This window comes from Mycobacterium tuberculosis complex sp. N0072, from assembly GCF_030323725.1.
GTDB classification, from domain to species: domain Bacteria; phylum Actinomycetota; class Actinomycetes; order Mycobacteriales; family Mycobacteriaceae; genus Mycobacterium; species Mycobacterium tuberculosis.
The window spans coordinates 3681095-3704808 of record NZ_CP040689.1; the positions used below are offsets into that span (position 1 = coordinate 3681095).

Genomic DNA, 23714 nt, shown 5'->3' on the forward strand with positions numbered 1-23714 from the left:
CTGTTGGCACGATGGCTAGGTGAGGTTCGCGCAGCCTTCAGCACTGAGCCGATTCAGCGCGCTCACCCGAGACTGGTTCACCAGCACTTTCGCCGCGCCCACCGCCGCCCAGGCCAGCGCCTGGGCGGCCATCGCAGACGGCGACAACACGCTGGTCATCGCTCCCACCGGATCCGGGAAGACCCTGGCGGCGTTCCTGTGGGCCCTGGATAGCTTGGCCGGTTCGGAACCTATGTCCGAGCGGCCGGCGGCCACCCGCGTGCTGTATGTGTCGCCGCTCAAAGCGTTGGCCGTCGACGTCGAGCGCAACCTGCGCACTCCGCTGGCCGGACTGACCCGACTCGCCGAACGCCAGGGTCTGCCCGCGCCCCAGATCAGGGTGGGCGTCCGTTCGGGCGACACCCCGCCCGCACTTCGCCGCCAGCTCGTCAGCCAGCCGCCCGACGTGCTGATCACCACCCCGGAGTCATTGTTTTTGATGCTCACTTCGGCCGCACGCCAAACTCTGACCGGTGTGCAGACCGTCATCATCGACGAAATTCATGCCATCGCCGCCACCAAGCGCGGCGCACACCTGGCACTATCCCTAGAACGGCTCGACGACCTGTCTAGCCGGCGACGGGCGCAGCGCATCGGGCTGTCGGCGACCGTACGTCCTCCCGAGGAACTCGCAAGGTTCCTGTCCGGACAGTCCCCGACGACCATTGTGGCGCCCCCGGCCGCCAAGACCGTTGAGCTGTCCGTGCAGGTGCCGGTGCCCGACATGGCCAACTTGACCGACAACACCATCTGGCCGGATGTGGAGGCTCGGCTGGTCGACCTGATCGAATCACACAACTCGACCATCGTGTTCGCCAATTCGCGACGATTGGCCGAGCGACTTACCGCACGGCTCAACGAAATTCACGCCGCGCGCTGCGGGATTGAGCTCGCGCCAGACACCAACCAGCAGGTTGCCGGCGGCGCCCCGGCGCACATCATGGGCTCGGGCCAGACGTTCGGAGCGCCGCCGGTGCTGGCCCGCGCCCACCATGGCTCGATCAGCAAGGAGCAGCGCGCCGTTGTCGAAGAGGACCTCAAACGCGGGCAACTCAAAGCGGTGGTGGCGACGTCCAGCCTGGAGCTGGGCATCGACATGGGCGCGGTCGATCTGGTGATCCAAGTACAGGCACCACCATCGGTGGCCAGCGGGCTGCAGCGCATTGGCCGGGCCGGTCATCAGGTCGGCGAGATTTCGCGGGGGGTGCTGTTTCCCAAGCATCGCACCGACCTACTCGGCTGCGCGGTCAGCGTGCAGCGCATGCTTGCCGGTGAGATCGAGACCATGCGGGTGCCAGCCAACCCACTCGACATTCTGGCCCAGCACACGGTGGCGGCGGCTGCGCTGGAACCGTTGGATGCCGACGCGTGGTTCGACACCGTGCGGCGGGCCGCCCCGTTCGCGACCCTGCCGCGTAGCCTGTTCGAGGCCACCCTGGACCTGCTGTCCGGCAAGTACCCATCCACCGAGTTCGCTGAGCTGCGGCCGCGGCTGGTGTATGACCGCGATACCGGCACGCTGACCGCGCGACCCGGAGCCCAGCGACTGGCCGTCACCTCCGGCGGCGCCATTCCCGATCGCGGGTTGTTCGCCGTCTACCTCGCTACCGAGCGGCCGTCGCGGGTAGGCGAACTCGACGAGGAAATGGTTTACGAGTCCCGCCCCGGTGACGTGATCTCGCTGGGTGCCACCAGCTGGCGAATCACCGAGATCACCCACGACCGGGTGCTGGTGATCCCCGCGCCGGGCCAGCCGGCCCGATTGCCGTTCTGGCGCGGAGACGATGCCGGCCGCCCCGCCGAGCTCGGCGCCGCACTCGGCGCCCTCACCGGCGAGCTGGCCGCCCTGGACCGTACGGCATTCGGCACACGTTGTGCGGGTTTGGGTTTCGACGACTATGCCACCGACAACCTGTGGCGACTGCTGGACGACCAACGCACCGCTACCGCAGTGGTACCCACCGACAGCACATTGTTGGTCGAGCGGTTTCGTGACGAGCTGGGCGATTGGCGGGTGATCTTGCATTCGCCGTATGGGCTGCGGGTGCACGGACCGCTCGCGCTCGCAGTCGGCCGGCGGCTGCGCGACCGCTATGGCATCGACGAGAAGCCGACCGCCTCCGACAACGGCATAGTGGTGCGCCTACCGGACACCGTGTCCGCTGGCGAAGACAGCCCGCCGGGTGCCGAACTGTTCGTTTTCGACGCCGACGAGATCGACCCGATCGTCACCACCGAAGTGGCCGGTTCGGCGCTGTTCGCGTCACGGTTCCGGGAATCGGCGGCCCGCGCTCTGCTGCTGCCCCGCCGGCACCCCGGCCGCCGCTCGCCGCTGTGGCAGCAGCGGCAGCGCGCCGCCCGGCTGTTGGAAGTGGCCCGCAAATACCCCGACTTCCCGATTGTGCTGGAGACGGTCCGCGAGTGCCTGCAGGACGTCTATGACGTCCCGATCTTGGTCGAGCTGATGGCGCGGATCGCCCAGCGGCGGGTGCGTGTCGCCGAAGCCGAGACCGCCAAACCTTCGCCATTTGCGGCATCGCTGTTGTTCGGCTACGTCGGCGCCTTCATGTACGAGGGCGATACGCCGCTGGCCGAACGGCGCGCCGCCGCGCTCGCGCTGGACGGCACGTTGCTGGCCGAGCTGCTAGGCCGGGTGGAGCTGCGCGAGCTGCTCGATCCTGACGTCATCGCCGCTACCAGCCGCCAGCTCCAGCATCTGGCGGCCGACCGGGTAGCCCGTGACGCCGAAGGGGTTGCCGATCTGCTGCGGCTGCTGGGTCCGCTCACCGAAGACGAGATCGCTGCCCGGGCGGGCGCGCCCGAGGTCAGCGGCTGGCTGGACGGCTTACGCGCCGCCAAACGCGCGCTCGTGGTGTCCTTCGCCGGCCGCAGCTGGTGGGTTGCCGTCGAGGACATGGGCCGGCTGCGCGACGGCGTTGGCGCGGCGGTTCCGGTGGGGCTGCCGGCCAGCTTCACCGAGGCGGTAGCCGACCCGCTGGGCGAACTACTGGGCCGCTACGCACGCACCCACACACCGTTCACCACCGCTGCGGCCGCAGCCCGGTTCGGTCTTGGGCTGCGGGTGACCGCCGACGTGCTGGGCCGGCTGGCCAGCGATGGCCGGCTGGTGCGCGGCGAATTCGTGGCCGCGGCCGAAGGATCCGCCGGCGGCGAGCAGTGGTGTGACGCCGAGGTGTTGCGAATTCTGCGGCGCCGCTCGCTGGCCGCACTGAGGGCGCAGGCAGAGCCGGTCAGCACCGCCGCCTACGGACGCTTCCTGCCGGCCTGGCAGCACGTTTCCGCGGGCAACTCGGGCATCGACGGGCTGGCCGCGGTCATCGATCAGCTCGCCGGCGTCCGGATACCGGCCTCGGCGATCGAACCGCTGGTGCTTGCCCCACGGATCCGCGATTACTCGCCGGCGATGCTCGACGAGCTGCTCGCGAGCGGGGACGTCACCTGGTCGGGCGCCGGGTCGATCTCAGGCAGTGACGGCTGGATCGCCCTGCACCCCGCCGACTCGGCGCCCATGACGCTGGCGGAGCCGGCCGAGATCGACTTCACCGACGCCCACCGGGCGATCTTAGCCAGCCTGGGCACTGGCGGCGCGTACTTCTTCCGCCAGTTGACCCACGACGGCCTGACCGAGGCGGAACTCAAAGCCGCTCTGTGGGAATTGATTTGGGCCGGACGAGTGACCGGCGACACGTTCGCACCGGTACGCGCGGTACTCGGCGGGGCGGGCACCCGGAAGCGTGCTGCTCCCGCACACGGCGGGCATCGACCGCCGCGCCTGAGCCGATACCGCCTCACGCACGCCCAGGCCCGCAACGCTGACCCGACCGTCGCCGGGCGGTGGTCCGCGCTGCCGCTTCCCGAACCGGACTCCACGCTGCGCGCCCATTACCAAGCCGAGCTGCTGTTGAACCGCCACGGCGTGTTGACCAAAGACGCAGTTGCTGCCGAGGGTGTGGCGGGCGGGTTCGCGACGCTCTACAAGGTGCTCAGTGCGTTCGAGGATGCCGGCAGGTGCCAGCGTGGCTACTTCATCGAGTCGTTGGGGGGCGCTCAGTTCGCCGTCGCCTCGACCGTAGACCGGCTGCGTAGCTACCTCGACGGTGTCGACCCCGAACAGCCGGACTACCACGCGGTGGTGCTGGCCGCTGCCGACCCGGCCAACCCGTATGGGGCGGCGTTGCCCTGGCCAGCGTCGAGCGCTGACGGTACCGCCCGGCCGGGCCGCAAAGCCGGCGCACTGGTCGTTCTGGTGGACGGCGAGTTGGCCTGGTTCCTCGAGCGCGGCGGGCGGTCGTTGCTGACGTTCACCGATGATCCCGAGGCCAACCACGCGGCGGCCATCGGGCTGGCCGACCTGGTCACCGCCGGGCGCGTCGCGTCGATTCTGGTCGAGCGGGCCGACGGCATGCCGGTGCTGCAGCCCGGCGGGCGGGCGTCGGCGGCACTGACGGCGCTGCTGGCAGCCGGCTTCGTCCGCACACCTCGCGGTCTGCGGCGGCGGTAAGCCATGCCCGAGGGCGACACCGTCTGGCACACCGCGGCCACGTTGCGGCGGCATCTGGCCGGTCGCACGTTGACACGTTGCGACATCCGAGTGCCACGGTTTGCCGCCGTCGACCTCACCGGCGAGGTAGTGGACGAGGTGATCAGTCGGGGCAAGCACCTGTTCATCCGAACCGGGACAGCCAGCATTCATTCGCATCTGCAGATGGACGGCAGCTGGCGGGTCGGCAACCGGCCGGTGCGGGTGGATCATCGGGCGCGAATCATTTTGGAAGCCAACCAGCAAGAACAGGCCATCCGGGTGGTCGGCGTCGACCTAGGCCTGTTGGAGGTCATCGACCGGCACAACGACGGCGCCGTCGTCGCACACCTAGGACCTGATCTGCTGGCCGACGATTGGGACCCGCAGCGTGCAGCCGCCAACCTGATCGTTGCCCCGGACCGGCCCATCGCCGAGGCACTGCTCGACCAGCGGGTGCTCGCCGGGATCGGCAACGTGTATTGCAACGAACTGTGCTTCGTCAGCGGAGTATTGCCGACGGCCCCGGTGAGCGCGGTCGCCGACCCGCGCCGCCTGGTCACCCGCGCCCGAGACATGCTGTGGGTCAACCGCTTCCGCTGGAATCGGTGCACCACTGGCGATACCCGGGCCGGCCGGCGACTGTGGGTCTACGGGCGGGCCGGGCAGGGTTGCCGCCGCTGCGGCACGCTCATCGCCTACGACACTACCGACGAGCGGGTGCGGTATTGGTGCCCGGCCTGCCAGCGCTGAACCGGGCGATCAAAGCCAGCACCTAGTCGCGGCCGTGGGTAGCGAAGAACTGGGCAATGACTTGCGACCCGTCGAACGCGCGCGTGGTCGCCCCGATGACCGCCTTGGGCAGATATTGCCTGCCACCCGGCCAGGTATGTCCGCCATTGTCGATCTGGTAGGAGATCACCTCGGTGCCGGCCGCACATGAGCTGGAATCGAAAAGGTGCACCATTGTTCCGTCCCCGACGTCAGGCAGCTCCGCCGCCGACGGATCGCCCTGACACCCATCGACCGCCCGCCAGCGATCCACCAAGCTCGCAACCGAGATGGAATGGCTGAGCCCGCCGCGACCACGCACCGCCCCGCCGTTGAACGGCACCAGCGGGTCGGCGGTGCCGTGTGCTTCGAGCACCGACACCGGCCGCGACGGATTACATGTCACACCCACACCCAGCGTGCCCGCCACCGGCGCGACCGCGGCGAAGATATCGGCACGGTCACACGCCAGCCGGTTGGACATGAAGCCACCGTTGGACATGCCGGTGGCGAAGACGTGCCCGGGAGCGATGTCGAAGTCGTGCACCAGCTTTGCGGCCAGCGCGACCAAGAACCCAACGTCGTCGAGATGACGGCGATCCGCCGGCGACGCCCCCCTCCCGTCGGCCCAGCTTTTGTCGTAGCCGTCAGGATAGACAACCAACAAGTCGGCGGCGTCGGCAACAGCGTCGAAATCGGTGAGAGCCTCCTGTCCGGCTCCGGTGCCGCCACCACCGTGCAGGCTGATCACCAACCCGGAGGGCTCAGCGGGCGGCACGTGCAAGCGATAACTGCGGGTCAAGCCCCCGAACTGGAACGTCGCTACCGAACTGGCATGCCTGGCCAGTAGCTGATCACCGCCACACCCGGCCAGGCAAACCATGAGAACGATAAGCGACAGCATTCGCGCCCACGGCATCTCGTCAAGGTACCGATCGCGAGCGCTCAGCCCGCGGCGCCCTGTCCCACCGCTTGGACCGATGCGTGCTCGTGCAACGCCCTGGCGGCTTCGGGATGTACGGGCTTGAGGTCGAAGATGACCTCGGTGACGGTCCCGGTGAACGCATAGGGCGCCTTGTCCTCATAGCCGCGGTCAACGACCAGGCCGTTGTCGCGGCCGATGTCCATGCCTGCATAGGAGGTAAAGGCCAGCGGCACCGTCTGGGGCAGCTCACCCTCTCCGATCAACCGATCGTCGGCCCAGAGCGTCACCCGACCACCGGAGGCGGCGACGGGTTGATGGGAATCGAACAGCATCCGCACCGTGACATCCCCGGTGGGGAGCGGCTCGCTGGACACCTGCCGGTAGGTTTCGACGCCCAGGAAGGAGTAGGTGTGGTGCAGGTGCCGCTGTTCGTCGACCCATAGCGCGAACCCTCCCATGAAGTCGGCGTTGGCGACGATCACACCCTGCGCGCCGCCGTCGGGGATGTGCAGCCGTGCCTCGATCGCGTAAGAACGACCGCAGATACGGGGGACCATGCCGCGCTGAATGTTCTGCACGTCACCTTTGAAACTGAACCGTGCGGTGGTGGGCAGGGGCGGCAGGTCGCCGAACATTACCGCGAGCCCGCCCAGCAGCGGCAGCACCCGGTTTCGTTCGGCCTCCGGCCACCACAGCTGGGTGAGCTCGGCGACCTTGTCGGGATGCTCGGCTGCCAGGTTTTTCGCCTGGGAGAAGTCATCTGGTAGGTAGTACAGCTCCCAGACGTCCTGGTCCGGGTCGTAGGTCCCCGGCGCGAACCGTCGCATCGTCTCCGGTGACAGATCCCAGGGCGCCTTGTCCAAGCGAGCGCACGCCCACCAGCCGTCTTTGTAGATGGCACGGCTGCCGAAGTTTTCGAAGTACTGCACGGTGTGGCGGTCTTCGGCTTCAGCGTCGTCGAAGGTCCGCACGAAACTGGTTCCGTCCATCGGTTCCTGCTCGAAGCCGTCGACATGGGTCGGCTCCGGTAAACCGATGGCCGCCAACACGGTCGGCGCGATGTCGATGCAGTGGGTGAACTGGCTACGAACACGGCCGTCTGGCCGGATCCGGGCCGGCCAAGCGACCACCAATGGATCGCGCGTGCCGCCCAGGTGGCTGGCCATCTGCTTGCCCCACTGCAACGGGGTGTTGCTCGCATGCGCCCACGCGCTGGCGAAATGCGGTGCGGTGAACTCGTCGCCGAGTGCGGCGATGCCGCCGTATTGTTCGATCAGCTCCAATTGCCGCTCGGCATCCAGATCCAGGCCGTTAAGGAACGTCATCTCATTGAACGAACCGGTGTTGGTGCCCTCCATGCTGGCGCCATTGTCGCCCCAGATGTAGAACACCAACGTGTTGTCGGACTCGCCGAGATCCTCGATCGCGTCCAGCAGCCGGCCAACATTCCAGTCCGCATTTTCCGAGAACCCGGCGAACACCTCCATCTGGCGGGCAAAGAGCCGTTTTTGCGCCTCCGACATACTGTCCCACGCGGGGAATAGGTCGGGCCGCTCGGTGAGTTCGGCGTCGGGTGGAATGATCCCGAGTCGCTTTTGCCGTTCGAATGTCTTCTGCCGGTACACATCCCAGCCATCATCGAACTCACCTCGGTACTTGTCGGCCCATTCCTTGAATACGTGGTGTGGCGCGTGGGTGGCGCCGGTCGCGTAGTACAGCATCCACGGCTTGGTGGCATTCTGGGCCCGCACGGTGTGCAGCCACTCGATAGCCTTGTCGGTGAGGTCGTCGGGGAAATAGTAGGGACGGCCGTCTTCCCCAGAACCCTCGGGTATGCCTATGACGGAGTTGTCCTGACTGATGATCGGGTCGTACTGACCCGCGGCGCCGCTCGGGAAGCCCCAGAAATGGTCGAATCCCCAACCCAGCGGCCAGTTGTCGAACGGCCCCGCGGCTCCCTGGACATTGTCCGGGGTCAGATGCCACTTGCCGAAAGCGCCAGTCACATAACCGTTGTCGCGCAGAATACGCGGCAGCGCTGCGCAACTGCGTGGCCTGACCGCCGAATACCCCGGGTACGGGCCGGGGAACTCGCAGACCGACCCGAAGCCCACCCGGTGATGGTTACGCCCGGTCAACAGCGCCGCACGGGTCGGCGAGCACACCGCGGTCACATGAAAACGGTTGTAGATCAACCCATTCTGGGCTAGCCGGGACAGCGTCGGGGTTCGGATCGCGCCGCCGAATGTATCCGGTCCGCCGAACCCAGCGTCATCGATCAACACGATCAGCACATTCGGTGCGTCGTCGGGCGGAAAGGGACCGGGGACAATCGACCAGTCGCCGACCGACTCTGCCATGGTGCGGCCAACCACGCCACCAAAGCGGCGCTGCGGTAGCGGCAGCCGGGTGCGGTCTGGGTTGAACTTGCCCATCGCCTCTCGCAACGCCGCACCCAGGCTTCGCAACGTCGAACGACTCAGCTCCGCAACCGATTTCATTGGAGAGCTAGCCAACGCCTGCCCCGCTTCCAGTCGGCCTTGTGCCTCCGTCACGGCGATGACCACTGCTCGGCCCGCCGCCAGCGCTTGGCCGATCTTGTCGGCCAGCCCGGTCTTGATCCGATGGTGGGCGAAGGTGCCGGCCAATGCTCCGGTCGCGGCGCCGAGCGCCGCCGAGGCCAACAGTGCCGGCGAGAACAGGCCGATCGCCAGGCCCACCCCGGCGCCCCACGCGGCGCCGCGCCGGCCGAGCCGATTTCCGGTGTCGACCAAAACCGGACTGCCCTCGGCGTCCTTGCCGATCAGCACCGCACCCTGCAGCGGAATGCTTTTGTCCTTGGCGGCATCGACGAGGGTTTGAAAATCGTGACGAGCCGAATCGAGGTCCTGATAGCCGGCGACGAGCACCAGCGCGTTGTCTTCACTCATCACGAAACTCCCGATATGTGTGTCACGGCCGGCAATCGGCCGCGGCTGACCATGTTGGCAACGTAGCACCGGTCAACGTGCGCGTGCTGGCGAACTCGCGGTGCGACCCGGTCAGCGGATCGTCGAACTCGATGCGCTGCGCGAGCAACTGCAGCGGTGTGCTGAAGTCGTGGGCGGCCACGGATATCACGTTGGGGTACAACGGGTCACCCATGATCGGTATCCCCAGCGCCGCCATGTGCACTCGCAGCTGGTGGGTGCGCCCGGTGGTCGGTGTCAGCCGATACAGACCGTCGCGCGCTATCCGCTCCACCAGCGTCTCCGCGTTGGGAACGCCGGGCTCACAGACCGCCTGCAGATGGCCCCGGCGCTTGACGATGCGACTGCGGACCAGGCGCGGCAGGGCCAGACCCGGGGCAACGGGTGCGCGAGCCAGATAGGTCTTGCGCACCAAACCGCGGGCGAACATCGTCTGGTAGCTGCCGCGCACCTCGCGTCGGGTGGTGAACAACAACACCCCGGCGGTCAGCCGGTCCAGCCGGTGGGCCGGGCTCAGCTCGGGCAATCCCAGTTCGCGACGCAGCCGCACCAGCGCGGTCTGCGCGACGTGTCGCCCCCGAGGCATGGTCGCCAAGAAATGTGGCTTGTCGACGACGACGATGTCGGCGTCTTGATGCAGCACTGGGACATCGAAGGGCACCGGCACCTCGTCGGGCAGGTCGCGATACAGGTGCACAACCGAACCGGGCGGCAGCACCGTGCCACTGTCGACCACCGCACCGTCGTCGTCGACCACCTCCCCGGCCAGCACCTTCGCACGGGCCGCCACGCCAAACCGTGCGGTCAGCTCGGCTAACACCGACCCGCCAAGCAGTCGCACCCGCACCGGCCCCAGCACGTCGTGCACGCTAAGCAAACGATCCTCTGGCCGCAACGCCACACGAGACCCTCTCAGTAAGTGGAAATCTCGTCCTCGGTCGGTAGCACCCCGGTGACCATGAAGATGACGCGGCGGCCCACTTCCACAGCGTGGTCGGCGAAGCGCTCAAAGAAACGACCCAGCAACGCCGTTTCCACACCGACGCGAACGCCGTGCCGCCATTCTCGATCTATCAGCACGCTCAGCAAATGCCTATGCAGGTCATCCATCGCGTCGTCACGATCGTGCAGTTGCGCGGCTTCCTGCGGGTCACGGTTCACCAGCACTTGTCTTGCACTGTCACCCAACGCGATTGCCACCTTCGCCATGTCGGCGAAGCAGTTGCGAACTTCCTCAGGAAGCACCTGGTTCGGATACTCGCGTCGGGTGATCGTGGCAATATGCACAGCCAACGCACCCATGCGCTCGGTGTCGGCGATGATCTGCACCGCACTGAAGATTTCCCGCAGCTCGCCGGCCACCGGATGTTGCGACGCCAGCAGCGCGAACGCTTCCTTTTCGACTTGGGCTCGCATCGCCACGATCCGCTCATGGTCACGGATTACTTGTTCAGCGGCGCCAATGTCGGCCTCGAGCAGAGCCTGCGTTGCGCGTTTCATCGCTATCCCGGCCAGGCTGCACATCTCTCCCAATCGTCCGGCCAACTCGGTTAGCCGCTGGTGATAGACCGTCCGCATGGTGTCACGCCTCTCTGACCCTGAGTCGTCGTGTGGTGCTGCCGCGGATCCACACCGCCATCATCGACCATGGCGGCACCGCGCGACATACCCGCTTGGCGTAGCCTTCAATCCAAAGGCACCGGCTCGAGGATCTCGGCACGCGCCTCGGGTGCGCTGGCCCGCAACATGTCCGCCGAAACGTCGTCGGGCTGGGCCTGGGAGAGCACCTCGGCCTCCACGCGCGCCATATAGTTCGCGACCTCGCGGTCGATGTCTGCGGCGGTCCACCCGAGCACGGGCGCGACCACCTCGGCCACCTCCCGGGCGCAGTCGACGCCCCGGTGCGGGTATTCGATGGAAATCCGCATCCGACGGGCCAGGATGTCCTCGAGATGCAGGGCGCCCTCGGCGGCGGCGGCGTAAGCGGCTTCCACCTTCAAATAGCCCGGTGCCTCCGTTATCGGGCTCAACAGGCTGGGATCGGAGGCCGCCATCGCTAGAACGTCGCTGATCAGCGAACCATAGCGGTCCAGCAGATGGCGCACCCGGTACGGGTGCAGGCCCTGCAGCGCGCCGACGTGTTCGGCCTGATTGACCAGTGCAAAGTAACCGTCGGCGCCCAGCAGGCTGACCTTCTCGGTGATCGACGGCGCAACGCGGGCGGGGATGAACTGCACAGCAGCGTCGATCGCGTCGGCCGCCATTACTCGGTAGGTGGTGTACTTGCCACCGGCGATGGCCACCAGGCCCGCCGCCGGCACAGCCACGGCGTGTTCCCGGGACAGCTTGGAGGTGTCGTCGCTTTCCCCGGCAAGCAGCGGCCGCAGCCCGGCGTACACTCCGTCAATGTCGGCGTGCGTCAACGGGGTCGCCAACACGGCGTTGACAGTGCCCAGGATGTAGTCGATGTCGGCCTTGGTGGCCGCGGGGTGCGCCAGGTCGAGGTTCCAGTCGGTATCGGTGGTTCCGATGATCCAGTGACTTCCCCACGGAATGACAAACATCACCGACTTCTCCGTGCGCAGGATCATCGCGACGTCACTGACAATCCGGTCCCGCGGCACCACCACATGCACGCCCTTGGATGCGCGCACCTGGAAGCGCCCGCGCTGTTTGGACAACGCTTGAATCTCATCGGTCCAGACCCCGGTCGCGTTGACCACGACGTGGCCGCGAACCTCGGCAACCGCGCCGTTCTCGGAGTCGCGGACGCCCACGCCGATCACCCGGTCACCCTCTCGCAACAAGGCCACTACCTGGGTGGAGCAGCGGACAACCGCGCCGTAATGCGCCGCGGTGCGCGCGACCGTCATGGTGTGCCGGGCGTCGTCGACGACGGTGTCGTAGTAACGGATACCACCGATCAGCGAGCTGCGCTTCAAGCCGGGGCTCAGTCGCAGCGCACCGGCGCGAGTAAAATGCCGTTGCGCCGGAACCGATTTCGCGCCACCCAGCCGGTCGTAAAGAAAGATACCCGCGGCGATGTAGGGACGCTCCCACCAGCGTTTGGTCAGCGGGAACAAAAACGGCAGCGGCTTGACCAAATGCGGTGCCAGCGTGGTCAGCGACAGTTCACGTTCATAGAGCGCCTCACGCACCAGCCCGAACTCCAGTTGCTCGAGGTAGCGCAGCCCGCCGTGGAACATCTTCGAGGAGCGGCTCGACGTGCCGGAGGCCAAGTCCCGCGCCTCGACCAACGCCACCTTGAGCCCACGGGTGGCAGCATCCAAAGCGCATCCGGAGCCCACTACTCCGCCGCCGATCACCACGACGTCGAATTGCTCGGTTCCGAGTCGCTTCCAGGCGACCGCGCGCTGTGCAGGTCCCAGCGCCGCGGCGGGCCACCCCTGCCCGCCGTCCGGTGCCTGGATTGGGTTGCTCACGAAACCGGCTCCTGTCAGTTACTCGTCGGTAGGTGGTGTGGCACCAAGGTTAGTTGTTCAGCCGCGTCTTGAGCTGCCGTTCAGTCCAGATCGTCGTGCGCCATCAGCCGGCGGGCCGCCTCGGTTATCGAACCCGACAACGATGGGTAAACGGCCAGTGTCTGGGCCAGCTCGTTGACGGTGATGCGGTTCTGAACGGCTACGGCGATGGGCAGGATCAGCTCCGATGCGATCGGCGCCACCACCACGCCGCCGATCACAACGCCGGTGGACCGCCGGCAGAAGATCTTGACGAACCCGTGACGCATCTCCGACATCTTGGCGCGCGCGTTGGTTCGTAACGGCAGCATGATGGTCCGGGCGGCCACCGAACCGGCGTCGATGACCGATTGCGGCACCCCGACCGCGGCGATCTCGGGCCTGGTGAAAACCGTCGCGGCCACCGTGCGTAACCGGATCGGGCTGACGCCCTCCCCCAGCGCGTGGTACATCGCGATGCGGCCCTGCATTGCGGCGACCGACGCCAGGGGCAGCAAACCCGTGCAGTCGCCCGCGGCGTAGATGCCGGTCGCCGACGTCCGCGACACCCGGTCCACGGTCAGGTAATTGCCCCGGCCAAGCTGGATGCCGACCCGTTCCAGGCCCAGGCCGCTGGTGTTGGGCACCGACCCGATGGTCATCAGGGCGTGGCTGCCCTCGACGGTGCGACCGTCGGTCATCGTGACGAGCACCCCGGCCCCGGTGCGGGTGACCGATGCTGCCCGGGCATTTTTGAACAGCCGGACTCCCCGTTCGGCGAACGACTCTTCCAGGACCAGCGCAGCGTCAGCGTCCTCATACGGCAGCACGTGGTCCTGGCTGGCCACCACCGTGACCGGCACCCCCAATTCGGTATAGGCGTCCACGAACTCAGCACCGGTAACCCCGGAGCCCACCACGATGAGGTGGTCGGGCAACGCGTCCAAGTCGTAGAGCTGCCGCCAGGTCAGAATGCGCTCACCGTCCGGCTGGGCCGACGGCAGGATCCGCGGGCTGGCGCCGGTGGCGACCAGCACGACGTCGGCCTCATGCTCACTGGTGGAGCCGTCGGCGGCGGTCGCCTTAATGCGATGGCGCGCCAGACCCGGTGTGGAGTCGATCAACTCGCCCCGGCCGGCGATCACCTGAACCCCCATGCTGAGCAGCTGGGCGGTGATGTCGGCCGACTGTGCGGCGGCCAGCGTCTTGACCCGGGCATGGATTTGCGGCAACGAGATCTTGGCGTCGTCGAAGTCGATATGAAAGCCCAGGTGCGGCGCTCGGCGCAGTTCGGTACGCAGCCCGGTGGAGGCGATGAACGTCTTCGACGGCACACAGTCGTCCAGTACGGCAGCCCCGCCGATGCCGTCGCAGTCAATCACGGTAACTTGGGTTGTTTCCGGGTGTGAGGTGGCGGCCACCAGTGCGGCCTCGTAACCGGCCGGGCCGCCACCGAGGATCACGATGCGGGTCACCACAGCCCATAACCTAGCTCGGCGACGATGCACGCCGCGCAGCGGCGTGAGGAGGAGCCGAGCAGTCCAACACAGCTCGGCGACGATGCACGCCGCGCAGCGGCGTGAGGAGGAGCCGAGCAGTCCAACACAGCTCGGCGACGATGCACGCCGCGCAGCGGCGTGAGGAGGAGCCGAGCAGTCCAACACAGCTCGGCGACGATGCACGCCGCGCAGCGGCGTGAGGAGGAGCCGAGCAGTCAAGCACAGCTTGACGATGACCCGCACCGCAGCGCGGCGCGATGGGTACCACCCGAGCCCCCGCCGTCTAAGCTTTCCCCCGTGCCGCTCTACGCCGCCTACGGGTCGAACATGCATCCCGAGCAGATGCTCGAGCGCGCACCCCACTCGCCGATGGCCGGAACCGGCTGGTTACCCGGGTGGCGGCTGACGTTCGGCGGCGAGGACATCGGCTGGGAAGGGGCGCTTGCCACCGTCGTCGAAGACCCAGATTCGAAGGTGTTCGTCGTGCTCTACGACATGACCCCGGCGGACGAGAAGAACCTTGACCGGTGGGAAGGCTCCGAGTTCGGCATCCACCAGAAGATCCGATGCCGCGTGGAGCGCATTTCCTCGGACACCACAACGGATCCCGTCCTCGCGTGGTTGTACGTTTTGGACGCCTGGGAGGGTGGCCTGCCGTCGGCCCGCTATCTAGGTGTGATGGCCGATGCCGCTGAGATCGCGGGCGCGCCAAGTGATTACGTACATGACTTGCGTACTCGCCCGGCCCGCAACATCGGCCCGGGAACTATTGCCTAATTATCGCGAGCGCCCAGGCTAATGCGCGGCGGCCTGCTCGATGATGTTGACCATCACCCGCAGCCCGATCGCCAGGGCTCGCTCGTCGATGTCGAACGTCGGCTGATGCAGGTCCAACTGCAGTCCGTCACCGGACCACACGCCCAGTCGAGCCATCGCGCCGGGAACCTCCTCCAAATACCAGGAGAAGTCCTCACCACCGCCGGACTGCCGGGTATCGGCCAGCACACCTGGGCCAATAGCCTCAATAGCGTGGGCGAGAATGCGTGTCGAGATTTCCTCGTTGACCACCGGCGGCACCCCCCGACGGTATTGCAGCGTGTGCTCGATCGCCAACGGTAATAGCAACGCCGAAATGGCTTGGCGGACAAGCTCCTCAAGGTCAACCCAGGTCTGCCGGCTGGCCGTGCGAACAGTGCCGGACAGAACTCCGGTTTGCGGAATGGCGTTGGCGGCCATACCCGCGTTGACCGCGCCCCACACCAGCACGGTGCTGTTACGTGGGTCGATGCGACGCGACAGCACCCCGGGCAGCCCGGTGACCAGCGTGCCGAGCCCGTAGACGAGGTCGGCGGTCAAGTGTGGACGCGACGTGTGCCCGCCCGGCGAATACAGCGTGATTTCTATCGAGTCGGCCGCCGACGTGATGGGGCCTTGCCGAACGGCGACCTTGCCGACTTCAAGCCGGGGATCGCAGTGCAGGGCGAAGATCCGCGACACCCCGGCCAACGCGCCGGCCGCGATCGCGTCGATGGCACCACCGGGCATCAGTTCCTCGGCCGCCTGGAAGATCAACCGCACCCCCACCGGCAGCTCCGGTACCGAAGCCAATGCCAATGCGGCACCCAGCAGGATCGCGGTGTGCGCATCATGGCCACAAGCATGCGCGACGTTGGGCATGGTCGAGGCGTAGGGCGCGCCGGTCCGCTCGGCCATCGGCAGCGCATCCATATCGGCGCGCAGCGCGATCCGCGGCTGATGCTGAGGACCGAAGTCGCAGGTGAGTCCCGTTCCACCGGGCAGCACCTTGGGGTTCAGCCCCGCGTCGGCTAACCGCTCGGCGACGAACTGGGTAGTGGCGTATTCCTGACGGCCCAACTCCGGATAGCGGTGGATGTGCCGGCGCCAGCCGACCAGGTCGTCGTGGTGGGCGGCTAGCCATGATTCGGCGGCGTCGGCGAGGCTCATCGCGCCGCCCTGCGCTGCTGCGCGGCCAGCACCCGGTCACGCTCATCAGGAGTCTGCGCGAGACGGACAACCGTGCGTGCCAACATGATCGCGCCGTCAACCACCGCGCGGTCGGCGCTGGCACCAGCGGAAGCGACGGTGAAGGCCCGTTGGTGCACCGTCGCCGCGCCGGCGTCCAGGCCGATCACCGGATGGATCCCGGGCAGCACCTGCGTCACGTTGCCCATGTCGGTGCTACCCAGCGGCAGCTCTGCCTCCAAGGCTGGCAGCAACGGCTCGCGCCCCAGCCGCTGCATCTCCTCCCGGCACACGTCAGCCAGCCACGGGTCGGGTTTGAGCTCCGCGTATGCCGGTGCAGCCTCGTCGATTTCGTATTCGCACCCGGCGGCCAGCGCGCCGGCCGCAAAGCAGGCGAACATTCTGGTCTGCAGCTCGCGCAGCGAATCCGATTCGACCGCACGCATCGCATACTGCAGCCTCGCCTGCCCGGGGATGACATTGACCGCCTGCCCGCCGTCGGTCACAATGCCGTGCACCATTTGCCCGGGCGCCAATTGCTGTCGAAGTACCCCAATAGCGACCTGCGCCACGGTCACGGCGTCGGCGGCGTTAACCCCTAGGTGCGGCGCGACGGCCGCGTGCGATTCCTTACCCCGATAGCGCACGGTGACCTCGGACAGGGCCAGTGATCGTGCGCCGGCGATATCGGTCGGCCCGGGATGGACCATCACGGCCACCGCAACGTCATCGAACGTCCCGGCCTGCAGCATCAGCGCCTTACCGCCGCCGGACTCCTCGGCAGGGGTCCCCAGCAGAGCCACGGTCAAGCCCAGGTCGTCCGCCACCTCAGCCAGTGCCAGCGCGGTGCCCACCGCGGAGGCCGCAATAATGTTGTGCCCGCAGGCGTGTCCGATCCCGGGAAGCGCGTCGTACTCGGCGCACACTCCGACAACCAACGGTCCGCTGCCGTAGTCGGCGCGAAACGCCGTGTCCAACCCACCGGCGGCCGTGGTGATCTCGAAACCGCGTTCGGCGACCAGCGCCTGAGCCTTGGCGCAGCTGCGATGCTCGGCGAACGCCAGCTCGGGCTCGGCGTGGATGGCATGGGACAGCTCGACCAGCTCGCCACCACGGCGCCGCACCAATTCCTCGACGCGGTCGGATGCGCTGGCTGCTGGCATGCTCGCAGTATCTCATCGACGAGCACCCGCTCCCCGGCGAGCGGCTCAGTTAAGCTCGCCCAGTGTGGCTGACCCGCGCCCCGATCCCGACGAACTGGCCCGGCGGGCGGCGCAGGTCATCGCTGACCGCACCGGGATCGGCGAACATGACGTCGCGGTCGTGCTCGGGTCGGGATGGTTACCGGCCGTTGCGGCGTTGGGCTCCCCGACCACCGTGCTGCCGCAGGCCGAACTGCCCGGGTTTGTGCCGCCAACCGCAGCCGGGCATGCGGGCGAGCTACTGTCCGTGCCCATCGGTGCGCACCGGGTGCTGGTGCTGGCCGGTCGCATCCACGCCTACGAGGGACACGACCTGCGCTACGTCGTGCATCCGGTTCGGGCGGCCCGTGCGGCAGGGGCGCAGATTATGGTGCTCACCAACGCCGCCGGTGGGCTGCGGGCGGACCTTCAGGTCGGCCAGCCGGTGCTGATCAGCGATCACCTGAACCTGACCGCACGTTCGCCACTGGTTGGCGGGGAGTTCGTCGACCTGACCGACGCCTACTCACCGCGACTGCGGGAACTCGCCCGCCAATCCGACCCGCAGCTGGCCGAAGGCGTCTACGCCGGCCTGCCGGGGCCGCACTACGAGACACCGGCGGAGATCCGGATGTTGCAGACACTGGGCGCCGACCTGGTCGGCATGTCCACGGTGCACGAGACCATCGCGGCCCGGGCGGCGGGCGCTGAGGTACTGGGCGTATCCCTGGTGACAAATCTGGCGGCCGGGATCACCGGCGAGCCGCTGAGCCACGCCGAGGTGCTCGCCGCCGGAGCCGCATCGGCGACTCGGATGGGCGCGCTGCTAGCCGACGTGATCGCCCGGTTCTAAGCCGTGACGCCAGAGAATTGGATCGCCCACGACCCGGACCCGCAGACGGCCGCCGAGCTCGCCGCCTGCGGCCCCGACGAGCTGAAAGCGCGGTTCAGCCGCCCACTGGCGTTCGGCACCGCGGGGTTGCGCGGGCACCTGCGGGGCGGGCCGGACGCGATGAACCTGGCGGTGGTGTTGCGCGCCACCTGGGCGGTGGCACGGGTGCTCACGGATCGAGGTCTGGCTGGTTCGCCGGTGATCGTGGGGCGCGACGCTCGGCACGGCTCACCGGCGTTTGCCGCTGCGGCCGCCGAAGTGCTTGCCGCCGCAGGTTTTTCCGTGCTGCTTCTGCCCGATCCCGCACCCACCCCGGTGGTGGCGTTCGCGGTGCGGCACACCGGCGCCGCCGCTGGGATACAGATCACGGCGTCACACAACCCGGCGACCGACAACGGCTACAAGGTCTATGTCGACGGCGGCCTTCAGCTCCTCGCCCCTACCGACCGGCAGATCGAAGCCGCGATGGCCACCGCGCCCCCGGCCGATCAGATCGCCAGGAAGACCGTCAACCCCAGTGAAAACCGCGCCTCCGATCTGATCGACCGTTATATCCAGCGTGCGGCCGGGGTCCGAAGGTGCGCCGGTTCGGTCCGGGTGGCCCTGACGCCGCTGCACGGGGTTGGCGGGGCGATGGCCGTCGAGACCCTTCGGCGAGCCGGTTTCACCGAGGTGCATACCGTGGCGACGCAATTCGCGCCGAATCCCGACTTCCCCACCGTGACATTGCCGAACCCCGAGGAGCCCGGAGCCACCGACGCACTGCTCACCCTGGCTACCGACGTGGACGCCGACGTCGCGATCGCGCTGGATCCCGATGCGGATCGCTGCGCGGTCGGGATACCCACGGTGTCGGGATGGCGGATGCTGTCCGGTGACGAAACCGGTTGGCTACTAGGTGATTACATCTTGTCGCAAACCGACGACCGGGCGTCGCCGCCGGAAACCAGGGTGGTGGCCAGCACCGTGGTGTCGTCGCGGATGCTGGCGGCGATCGCCGCGCATCACGCTGCCGTGCACGTGGAGACCCTCACCGGCTTTAAGTGGCTGGCGCGCGCCGATGCGAACCTGCCCGGCACCCTGGTGTACGCCTACGAGGAAGCGATCGGGCACTGCGTCGACCCCACCGCGGTGCGTGACAAAGACGGCATCAGCGCCGCGGTGTTGGTGTGCGATCTGGTGGCCGCGCTCAAAGGCCAGGGTCGTTCGGTGACCGACGCGCTCGACGAGCTCGCCCGATGCTACGGCGTGCATGAGGTTGCCGCCCTGTCACGCCCCGTGGGCGGCGCCGTCGAGACCACCGACCTGATGCGACGGCTCCGCGAGGACCCGCCGCGTCGGCTGGCCGGTTTCCCCGCCACGGTCACCGATATCGGCGACACGCTGATCCTCACCGGCGGCGACGACAACATGTTGGTCAGGGTGGCGGTGCGGCCTTCTGGAACAGAACCGAAGCTGAAGTGCTACTTGGAGATTCGCTGCGCGGTGACCGGTGACCTACCAGCTGCCCGACAGCTGGTGCGGGCGAGGATCGATGAGCTGTCGGCTAGCGTGCGGCGGTGGTGGTGACTCAGCGCGGGCCGAACTGGCGATCGCCGGCATCGCCGAGACCGGGCACAATGTAGGCGACCTCGTTAAGCCCTTCGTCGATGGCCGCAGTGAACAACCGCACGTTTGGCGCAGCCTTCTGCAGCGCCGCGATTCCTTCTGGCGCCGCAACCACACACAGCACCGTGATATCCGCTGCACCGCGCGAGATCAGCAGACCGAGGGTGTGCGTCATCGACCCGCCGGTGGCCACCATCGGGTCAAGCACCATGACCGGTACATCCGTCAGGTCGTCGGGCAGCGAGTCCAGATACGGCACCGGCTGGTGGGTTTGCTCGTCGCGGGCGACACCGACAAAGCCAACGTGCGCCTCCGGCAAGGCGGCATGCGCCTCGTCGACCATCCCCAACCCCGCCCGCAACACAGGAACCAGCAGGGGTGGCTTGGTTAGCCGCGACCCGACCGTCTCGGCCAGCGGCGTACGGATCGGGACTGGCTCGCAGGGCGCATCGCGGGTGGCCTCATAGATCAACAGCAGCGTGAGCTCGCGCAGCGCTGCCCGGAAGCCGGCGTTGTCGGTGCGTTCGTCACGCAGCGTGGTCAGTCGGGCCGCGGCCAGTGGGTGGTCAACGACATGGACCTGCACGGCGTTGAACCCTATATAACAATCGTGGCTCGGTCCCCTAAAAGGGGGCTGATACGGGTGCGTCCATCCGCGCGACCGGTCAACCCCGTCCATATACTCCCGGCATGCTCCGCGGAATCCAGGCTCTCAGCCGGCCCCTGACCAGGGTATACCGTGCCTTGGCGGTGATCGGTGTCCTGGCAGCATCGTTGCTGGCCTCATGGGTCGGCGCTGTCCCACAAGTGGGTCTGGCAGCGAGTGCCCTGCCGACCTTCGCGCACGTGGTCATCGTGGTGGAGGAGAACCGCTCGCAGGCCGCCATCATCGGTAACAAGTCGGCTCCCTTCATCAATTCGCTGGCCGCCAACGGCGCGATGATGGCCCAGGCGTTCGCCGAAACACACCCGAGCGAACCGAACTACCTGGCACTGTTCGCTGGCAACACATTCGGGTTGACGAAGAACACCTGCCCCGTCAACGGCGGCGCGCTGCCCAACCTGGGTTCTGAGTTGCTCAGCGCCGGTTACACATTCATGGGGTTCGCCGAAGACTTGCCTGCGGTCGGCTCCACGGTGTGCAGTGCGGGCAAATACGCACGCAAACACGTGCCGTGGGTCAACTTCAGTAACGTGCCGGCGACACTGTCGGTGCCGTTTTCGGCATTTCCGAAGCCGCAGAATTACCCCGGCCTGCCGACGGTGTCGTTTGTCATCCCTAACGCCGACAACGACATGCACGACGGCTCGATCGCCCAAGGCGACGCCTGGCTGAACCGCCACCTGTCGGCATATGCCAACTGGGCCAAGACAAACAACAGCCTGCTCGTTGTGACCTGGGACGAAGACGACGGCAGCAGCCGCAATCAGATCCCGACGGTGTTCTACGGCGCGCACGTGCGGCCCGGAACTTACAACGAGACCATCAGCCACTACAACGTGCTGTCCACATTGGAGCAGATCTACGGACTGCCCAAGACGGGTTATGCGACCAATGCTCCGCCAATAACCGATATTTGGGGCGACTAGCCGCCGTCGCTATTCTGTGCCGCATGGTTGCTGACCTCGTACCCATCCGCTTGAGCCTGTCCGCTGGTGACCGCTACACGCTGTGGGCTCCTCGCTGGCGGGATGCCGGCGACGAGTGGGAGGCGTTCCTGGGCAAAGACGACGACCTGTATGGCTTCGAGAGCGTCTCTGACCTGGTCGCGTTCGTGCGCACCGACACCGAGAACGACCTGGTCGACCACCCGGCATGGCAAGACCTGACCGGAGCCCACGCGCACAACCTCAATCCGGCCGAAGACAATCAGTTCGACCTGGTCGTCGTCGAGGAACTGCTGGCTGAGAAGCCGACGGCGGAGTCAGTGGCCGCGCTGGCCGCCTCATTGGCGATCGTATCCGCCATCGGATCGGTGTGCGAACTGGCGGCAGTGTCGAAGTTCTTCAACGGCAATCCCATCCTGGGCACGGTTTCCGGCGGGCTCGAACACTTCACCGGAAAAGCCGGCAATAAACGCTGGAATTCGATTGCCGAGGTCATCGGACGCAGCTGGGACGACGTGCTCGCGGCCATCGACGAGATCATCAGCACCCCCGAGGTCGACGCTGAGCTGTCGGAAAAGGTCGCCGAGGAGTTGGCGGAGGAGCCCGAGGGCGCCGAGGAAGTGGCGGCGGAGGTGGAGGCCACGCAGGACACGCAGGAGGCGGCCGAGTCCGACGACGAGGAAGCCGACGCACCCGGTGACAGTGTCGTACTGGGCGGCGATCGGGACTTCTGGTTGCAGGTGGGCATCGACCCGATCCAGATCATGACGGGCACCGCCACCTTCTACACGCTTCGCTGTTACCTGGATGATCGACCGATCTTCCTGGGCCGCAATGGTCGGATCAGTGTGTTTGGCTCCGAGCGGGCATTGGCCCGCTATCTTGCCGATGAGCACGACCACGACTTGTCGGACCTGAGCACCTACGACGACATCCGCACGGCCGCCACCGACGGCTCGCTGGCGGTTGCCGTTACCGACGACAACGTCTATGTGCTCAGTGGGCTGGTCGACGATTTTGCCGACGGGCCGGACGCGGTGGACCGTGAGCAGCTCGACCTGGCCGTCGAGCTGCTCCGCGATATCGGCGACTACTCCGAGGACAGCGCAGTCGACAAGGCACTCGAGACAACCCGCCCGCTGGGCCAGCTGGTGGCCTATGTGTTGGACCCCCACTCGGTCGGCAAACCCACGGCCCCGTATGCGGCGGCTGTCCGTGAATGGGAGAAATTGGAAAGGTTCGTGGAGTCGCGGCTCAGGCGCGAATAGGCACCGTCAGCCGGCGAAGGCTAGCCGCCGCGGCGCTTGCCGATGTCCAGGGCACACGCGGCGAGGATCGCATCCCAGTCTTCGATGTTGAAATGGCCCTTGCCGTGCGCCCAGTGCAAATCAACGTGCGGAATCGCGCGCTGCAGGTATTCGCCCATGGCGCGTGGCACGAAGGAGTCACGATCACCCAGCCAGATATGGGTAGGCACGGCCACCTCGGCGAGGTCGAAACCCCACGGCCGAAATTGCAGAAATGATTCATAGGCTGCGCCGCGGCTGCCCTGTCGGAACGCTTCGAGCTGGATGGCGCGCAGGTGGCGGCCGAAGCGTTCGTCGCTCAGCAGGTGCTTGTCGGCCGCGGGGACCGCAGCCGCCAACAACGTAGAAAACAGCCCGGGCGTGTATTTCGCGCACCAGCCGAGCGGGGCAAACAACGCACCGAATAGCCGCGGCCCGCTTCGCGCCAACCGCGCGTAGCACCGATCGGCCGCGTTGAGGCTGCGCATGATATCCGGCGTCGCCAGTGGACCCCATGGTCCGAGCGCGCCGACGAACGCTAGTCGGGTCCGCGGGATGACGGCACCGCAGGCGAATAGGTGCGGTCCCGCGCCCGAATGCCCGACCACCCCGAACTCCTCCAGCTCGAACGCGTCAGCCAGGGCACACACGTCCGCGGGCCAATCGCGAAAATTGCGTCCCGCTTGAAAGGTGGAGCGCCCGTACCCGGGCCGATCAATCGCTATCAGTCGGAAGCCGGTGCGCCGCGCGGCACCATCGGCGAAGGCCCCCTCGAGCCGCGAACTTGGCGTGCCGTGGAAGTAGAACGCTGGGTAGCCGGTGCTATCACCCCATTCCAGGTAGGCAAGCGCCCGCCCGTCGGGCAGCATGAGCACATCCGCCTCGTCGGTGCGAATGCGCTCGGGCAGCGATGGCGGTGGCCCGGTCAAGAGCACACCAGCGATGGTATGCC

At 67.2% G+C, this 23714-nt stretch carries 16 protein-coding genes and 1 pseudogene; 7 read left to right on the top strand and 10 right to left on the bottom strand.

Annotation, left to right across the window (positions count from 1 at the left end):
* Positions 1-19: 19 nt before the first annotated feature.
* Positions 20-4561, top strand: a complete 4542-nt coding sequence (locus FF952_RS17385; RefSeq protein ID WP_003908991.1) for an ATP-dependent helicase — start codon at positions 20-22, stop codon at positions 4559-4561.
* 3 nt (positions 4562-4564) lie between these two features.
* The gene (gene nei2, locus FF952_RS17390; RefSeq protein WP_003900006.1) at positions 4565-5332 is read left to right on the top strand and encodes an endonuclease VIII Nei2; all 768 of its coding nucleotides are present in this window, start codon (positions 4565-4567) and stop codon (positions 5330-5332) included.
* Positions 5333-5354: 22 nt separating this feature from the next.
* Here the strand turns inward: nei2 and FF952_RS17395 are convergent, their stop codons facing one another.
* The 6 genes and pseudogenes from FF952_RS17395 to FF952_RS17420 all read right to left on the bottom strand — a co-directional run bounded on the left by FF952_RS17395 (position 5355) and on the right by FF952_RS17420 (position 14183).
* Complete coding sequence (locus FF952_RS17395; protein WP_003417210.1) at positions 5355-6269, bottom strand: extracellular catalytic domain type 1 short-chain-length polyhydroxyalkanoate depolymerase; 915 nt, start codon at positions 6267-6269, stop codon at positions 5355-5357.
* A 26-nt stretch (positions 6270-6295) separates the two neighbouring features.
* Positions 6296-9208 carry an arylsulfatase AtsB gene (gene atsB, locus FF952_RS17400; RefSeq protein WP_003904240.1) on the bottom strand — a complete coding sequence of 971 codons (2913 nt, stop codon included), beginning with the start codon at positions 9206-9208 and terminating at the stop codon, positions 6296-6298.
* A gap of 19 nt (positions 9209-9227) precedes the next feature.
* Positions 9228-10145: an RluA family pseudouridine synthase gene (locus tag FF952_RS17405; RefSeq protein WP_003417215.1), complete on the bottom strand. Its 918-nt coding sequence runs from the start codon at positions 10143-10145 to the stop codon at positions 9228-9230.
* A gap of 11 nt (positions 10146-10156) precedes the next feature.
* Positions 10157-10822 (bottom strand): phosphate signaling complex protein PhoU, encoded by a 666-nt coding sequence (gene phoU, locus FF952_RS17410; protein WP_244736077.1) that lies wholly within the window; start codon positions 10820-10822, stop codon positions 10157-10159.
* A gap of 107 nt (positions 10823-10929) precedes the next feature.
* Positions 10930-12687, bottom strand: coding sequence for a glycerol-3-phosphate dehydrogenase/oxidase (locus FF952_RS17415; RefSeq protein ID WP_003417217.1), 1758 nt, complete (start codon positions 12685-12687; stop codon positions 10930-10932).
* Positions 12688-12701: 14 nt separating this feature from the next.
* Positions 12702-14183, bottom strand: a pseudogene (locus FF952_RS17420) (NAD(P)H-quinone dehydrogenase).
* Between the two features lie 318 nt (positions 14184-14501).
* On the opposite strand from FF952_RS17420, the gene FF952_RS17425 reads away from it, so the two are divergent.
* Positions 14502-14981 (top strand): gamma-glutamylcyclotransferase family protein, encoded by a 480-nt coding sequence (locus FF952_RS17425; protein WP_003417219.1) that lies wholly within the window; start codon positions 14502-14504, stop codon positions 14979-14981.
* 18 nt (positions 14982-14999) lie between these two features.
* Here the strand turns inward: FF952_RS17425 and FF952_RS17430 are convergent, their stop codons facing one another.
* On the bottom strand, positions 15000-16169 hold the full coding sequence (locus FF952_RS17430; RefSeq protein WP_003417220.1) for a M20 family metallopeptidase: 1170 nt from the start codon (positions 16167-16169) through the stop codon (positions 15000-15002).
* Complete coding sequence (locus tag FF952_RS17435) at positions 16166-17350, bottom strand: M20 family metallopeptidase (protein WP_003900009.1); 1185 nt, start codon at positions 17348-17350, stop codon at positions 16166-16168. Before FF952_RS17435 ends, FF952_RS17430 begins: the two co-directional genes overlap by 4 nt.
* Positions 17351-17414: 64 nt before the next feature.
* Here FF952_RS17435 and FF952_RS17440 point away from each other — a divergent pair, with 64 nt between their 5' ends.
* Both FF952_RS17440 and FF952_RS17445 read left to right on the top strand, forming a co-directional pair.
* Positions 17415-18221 (top strand): purine-nucleoside phosphorylase, encoded by an 807-nt coding sequence (locus tag FF952_RS17440; RefSeq protein WP_003417233.1) that lies wholly within the window; start codon positions 17415-17417, stop codon positions 18219-18221.
* A gap of 3 nt (positions 18222-18224) precedes the next feature.
* Positions 18225-19829, top strand: coding sequence for a phospho-sugar mutase (locus FF952_RS17445; protein WP_003417238.1), 1605 nt, complete (start codon positions 18225-18227; stop codon positions 19827-19829).
* 1 nt (position 19830) lies between these two features.
* Here FF952_RS17445 and upp read toward each other — a convergent pair whose 3' ends face one another.
* Complete coding sequence (gene upp / locus FF952_RS17450) at positions 19831-20454, bottom strand: uracil phosphoribosyltransferase (protein ID WP_003417245.1); 624 nt, start codon at positions 20452-20454, stop codon at positions 19831-19833.
* A gap of 104 nt (positions 20455-20558) precedes the next feature.
* Here upp and sapM point away from each other — a divergent pair, with 104 nt between their 5' ends.
* Both sapM and satS read left to right on the top strand, forming a co-directional pair.
* Positions 20559-21458 carry a phosphatidylinositol-3-phosphatase SapM gene (sapM, locus tag FF952_RS17455; RefSeq protein ID WP_003417249.1) on the top strand — a complete coding sequence of 300 codons (900 nt, stop codon included), beginning with the start codon at positions 20559-20561 and terminating at the stop codon, positions 21456-21458.
* A gap of 23 nt (positions 21459-21481) precedes the next feature.
* On the top strand, positions 21482-22744 hold the full coding sequence (satS, locus tag FF952_RS17460) for a protein export chaperone SatS (protein ID WP_003417251.1): 1263 nt from the start codon (positions 21482-21484) through the stop codon (positions 22742-22744).
* A 20-nt stretch (positions 22745-22764) separates the two neighbouring features.
* Here the strand turns inward: satS and FF952_RS17465 are convergent, their stop codons facing one another.
* A complete protein-coding gene (locus FF952_RS17465; RefSeq protein ID WP_003417254.1) occupies positions 22765-23691 on the bottom strand; it encodes an alpha/beta fold hydrolase in 927 nt (308 codons plus the stop codon).
* Positions 23692-23714: the final 23 nt, after the last annotated feature.

What these genes read in the sequence shown, in the direction of transcription:
- FF952_RS17395 (WP_003417210.1), bottom strand. Translation starts at nt 6,269, where the DNA reads ATGCCGTGGGCGCGAATGCTGTCGCTTATCGTTCTCATGGTTTGCCTG.
- phoU (WP_244736077.1), bottom strand. Translation starts at nt 10,822, where the DNA reads ATGCGGACGGTCTATCACCAGCGGCTAACCGAGTTGGCCGGACGATTG.
- FF952_RS17435 (WP_003900009.1), bottom strand. Translation starts at nt 17,350, where the DNA reads ATGCCAGCAGCCAGCGCATCCGACCGCGTCGAGGAATTGGTGCGGCGC.
- FF952_RS17430 (WP_003417220.1), bottom strand. Translation starts at nt 16,169, where the DNA reads ATGAGCCTCGCCGACGCCGCCGAATCATGGCTAGCCGCCCACCACGAC.
- nei2 (WP_003900006.1), top strand. Translation starts at nt 4,565, where the DNA reads ATGCCCGAGGGCGACACCGTCTGGCACACCGCGGCCACGTTGCGGCGG.
- satS (WP_003417251.1), top strand. Translation starts at nt 21,482, where the DNA reads ATGGTTGCTGACCTCGTACCCATCCGCTTGAGCCTGTCCGCTGGTGAC.
- sapM (WP_003417249.1), top strand. Translation starts at nt 20,559, where the DNA reads ATGCTCCGCGGAATCCAGGCTCTCAGCCGGCCCCTGACCAGGGTATAC.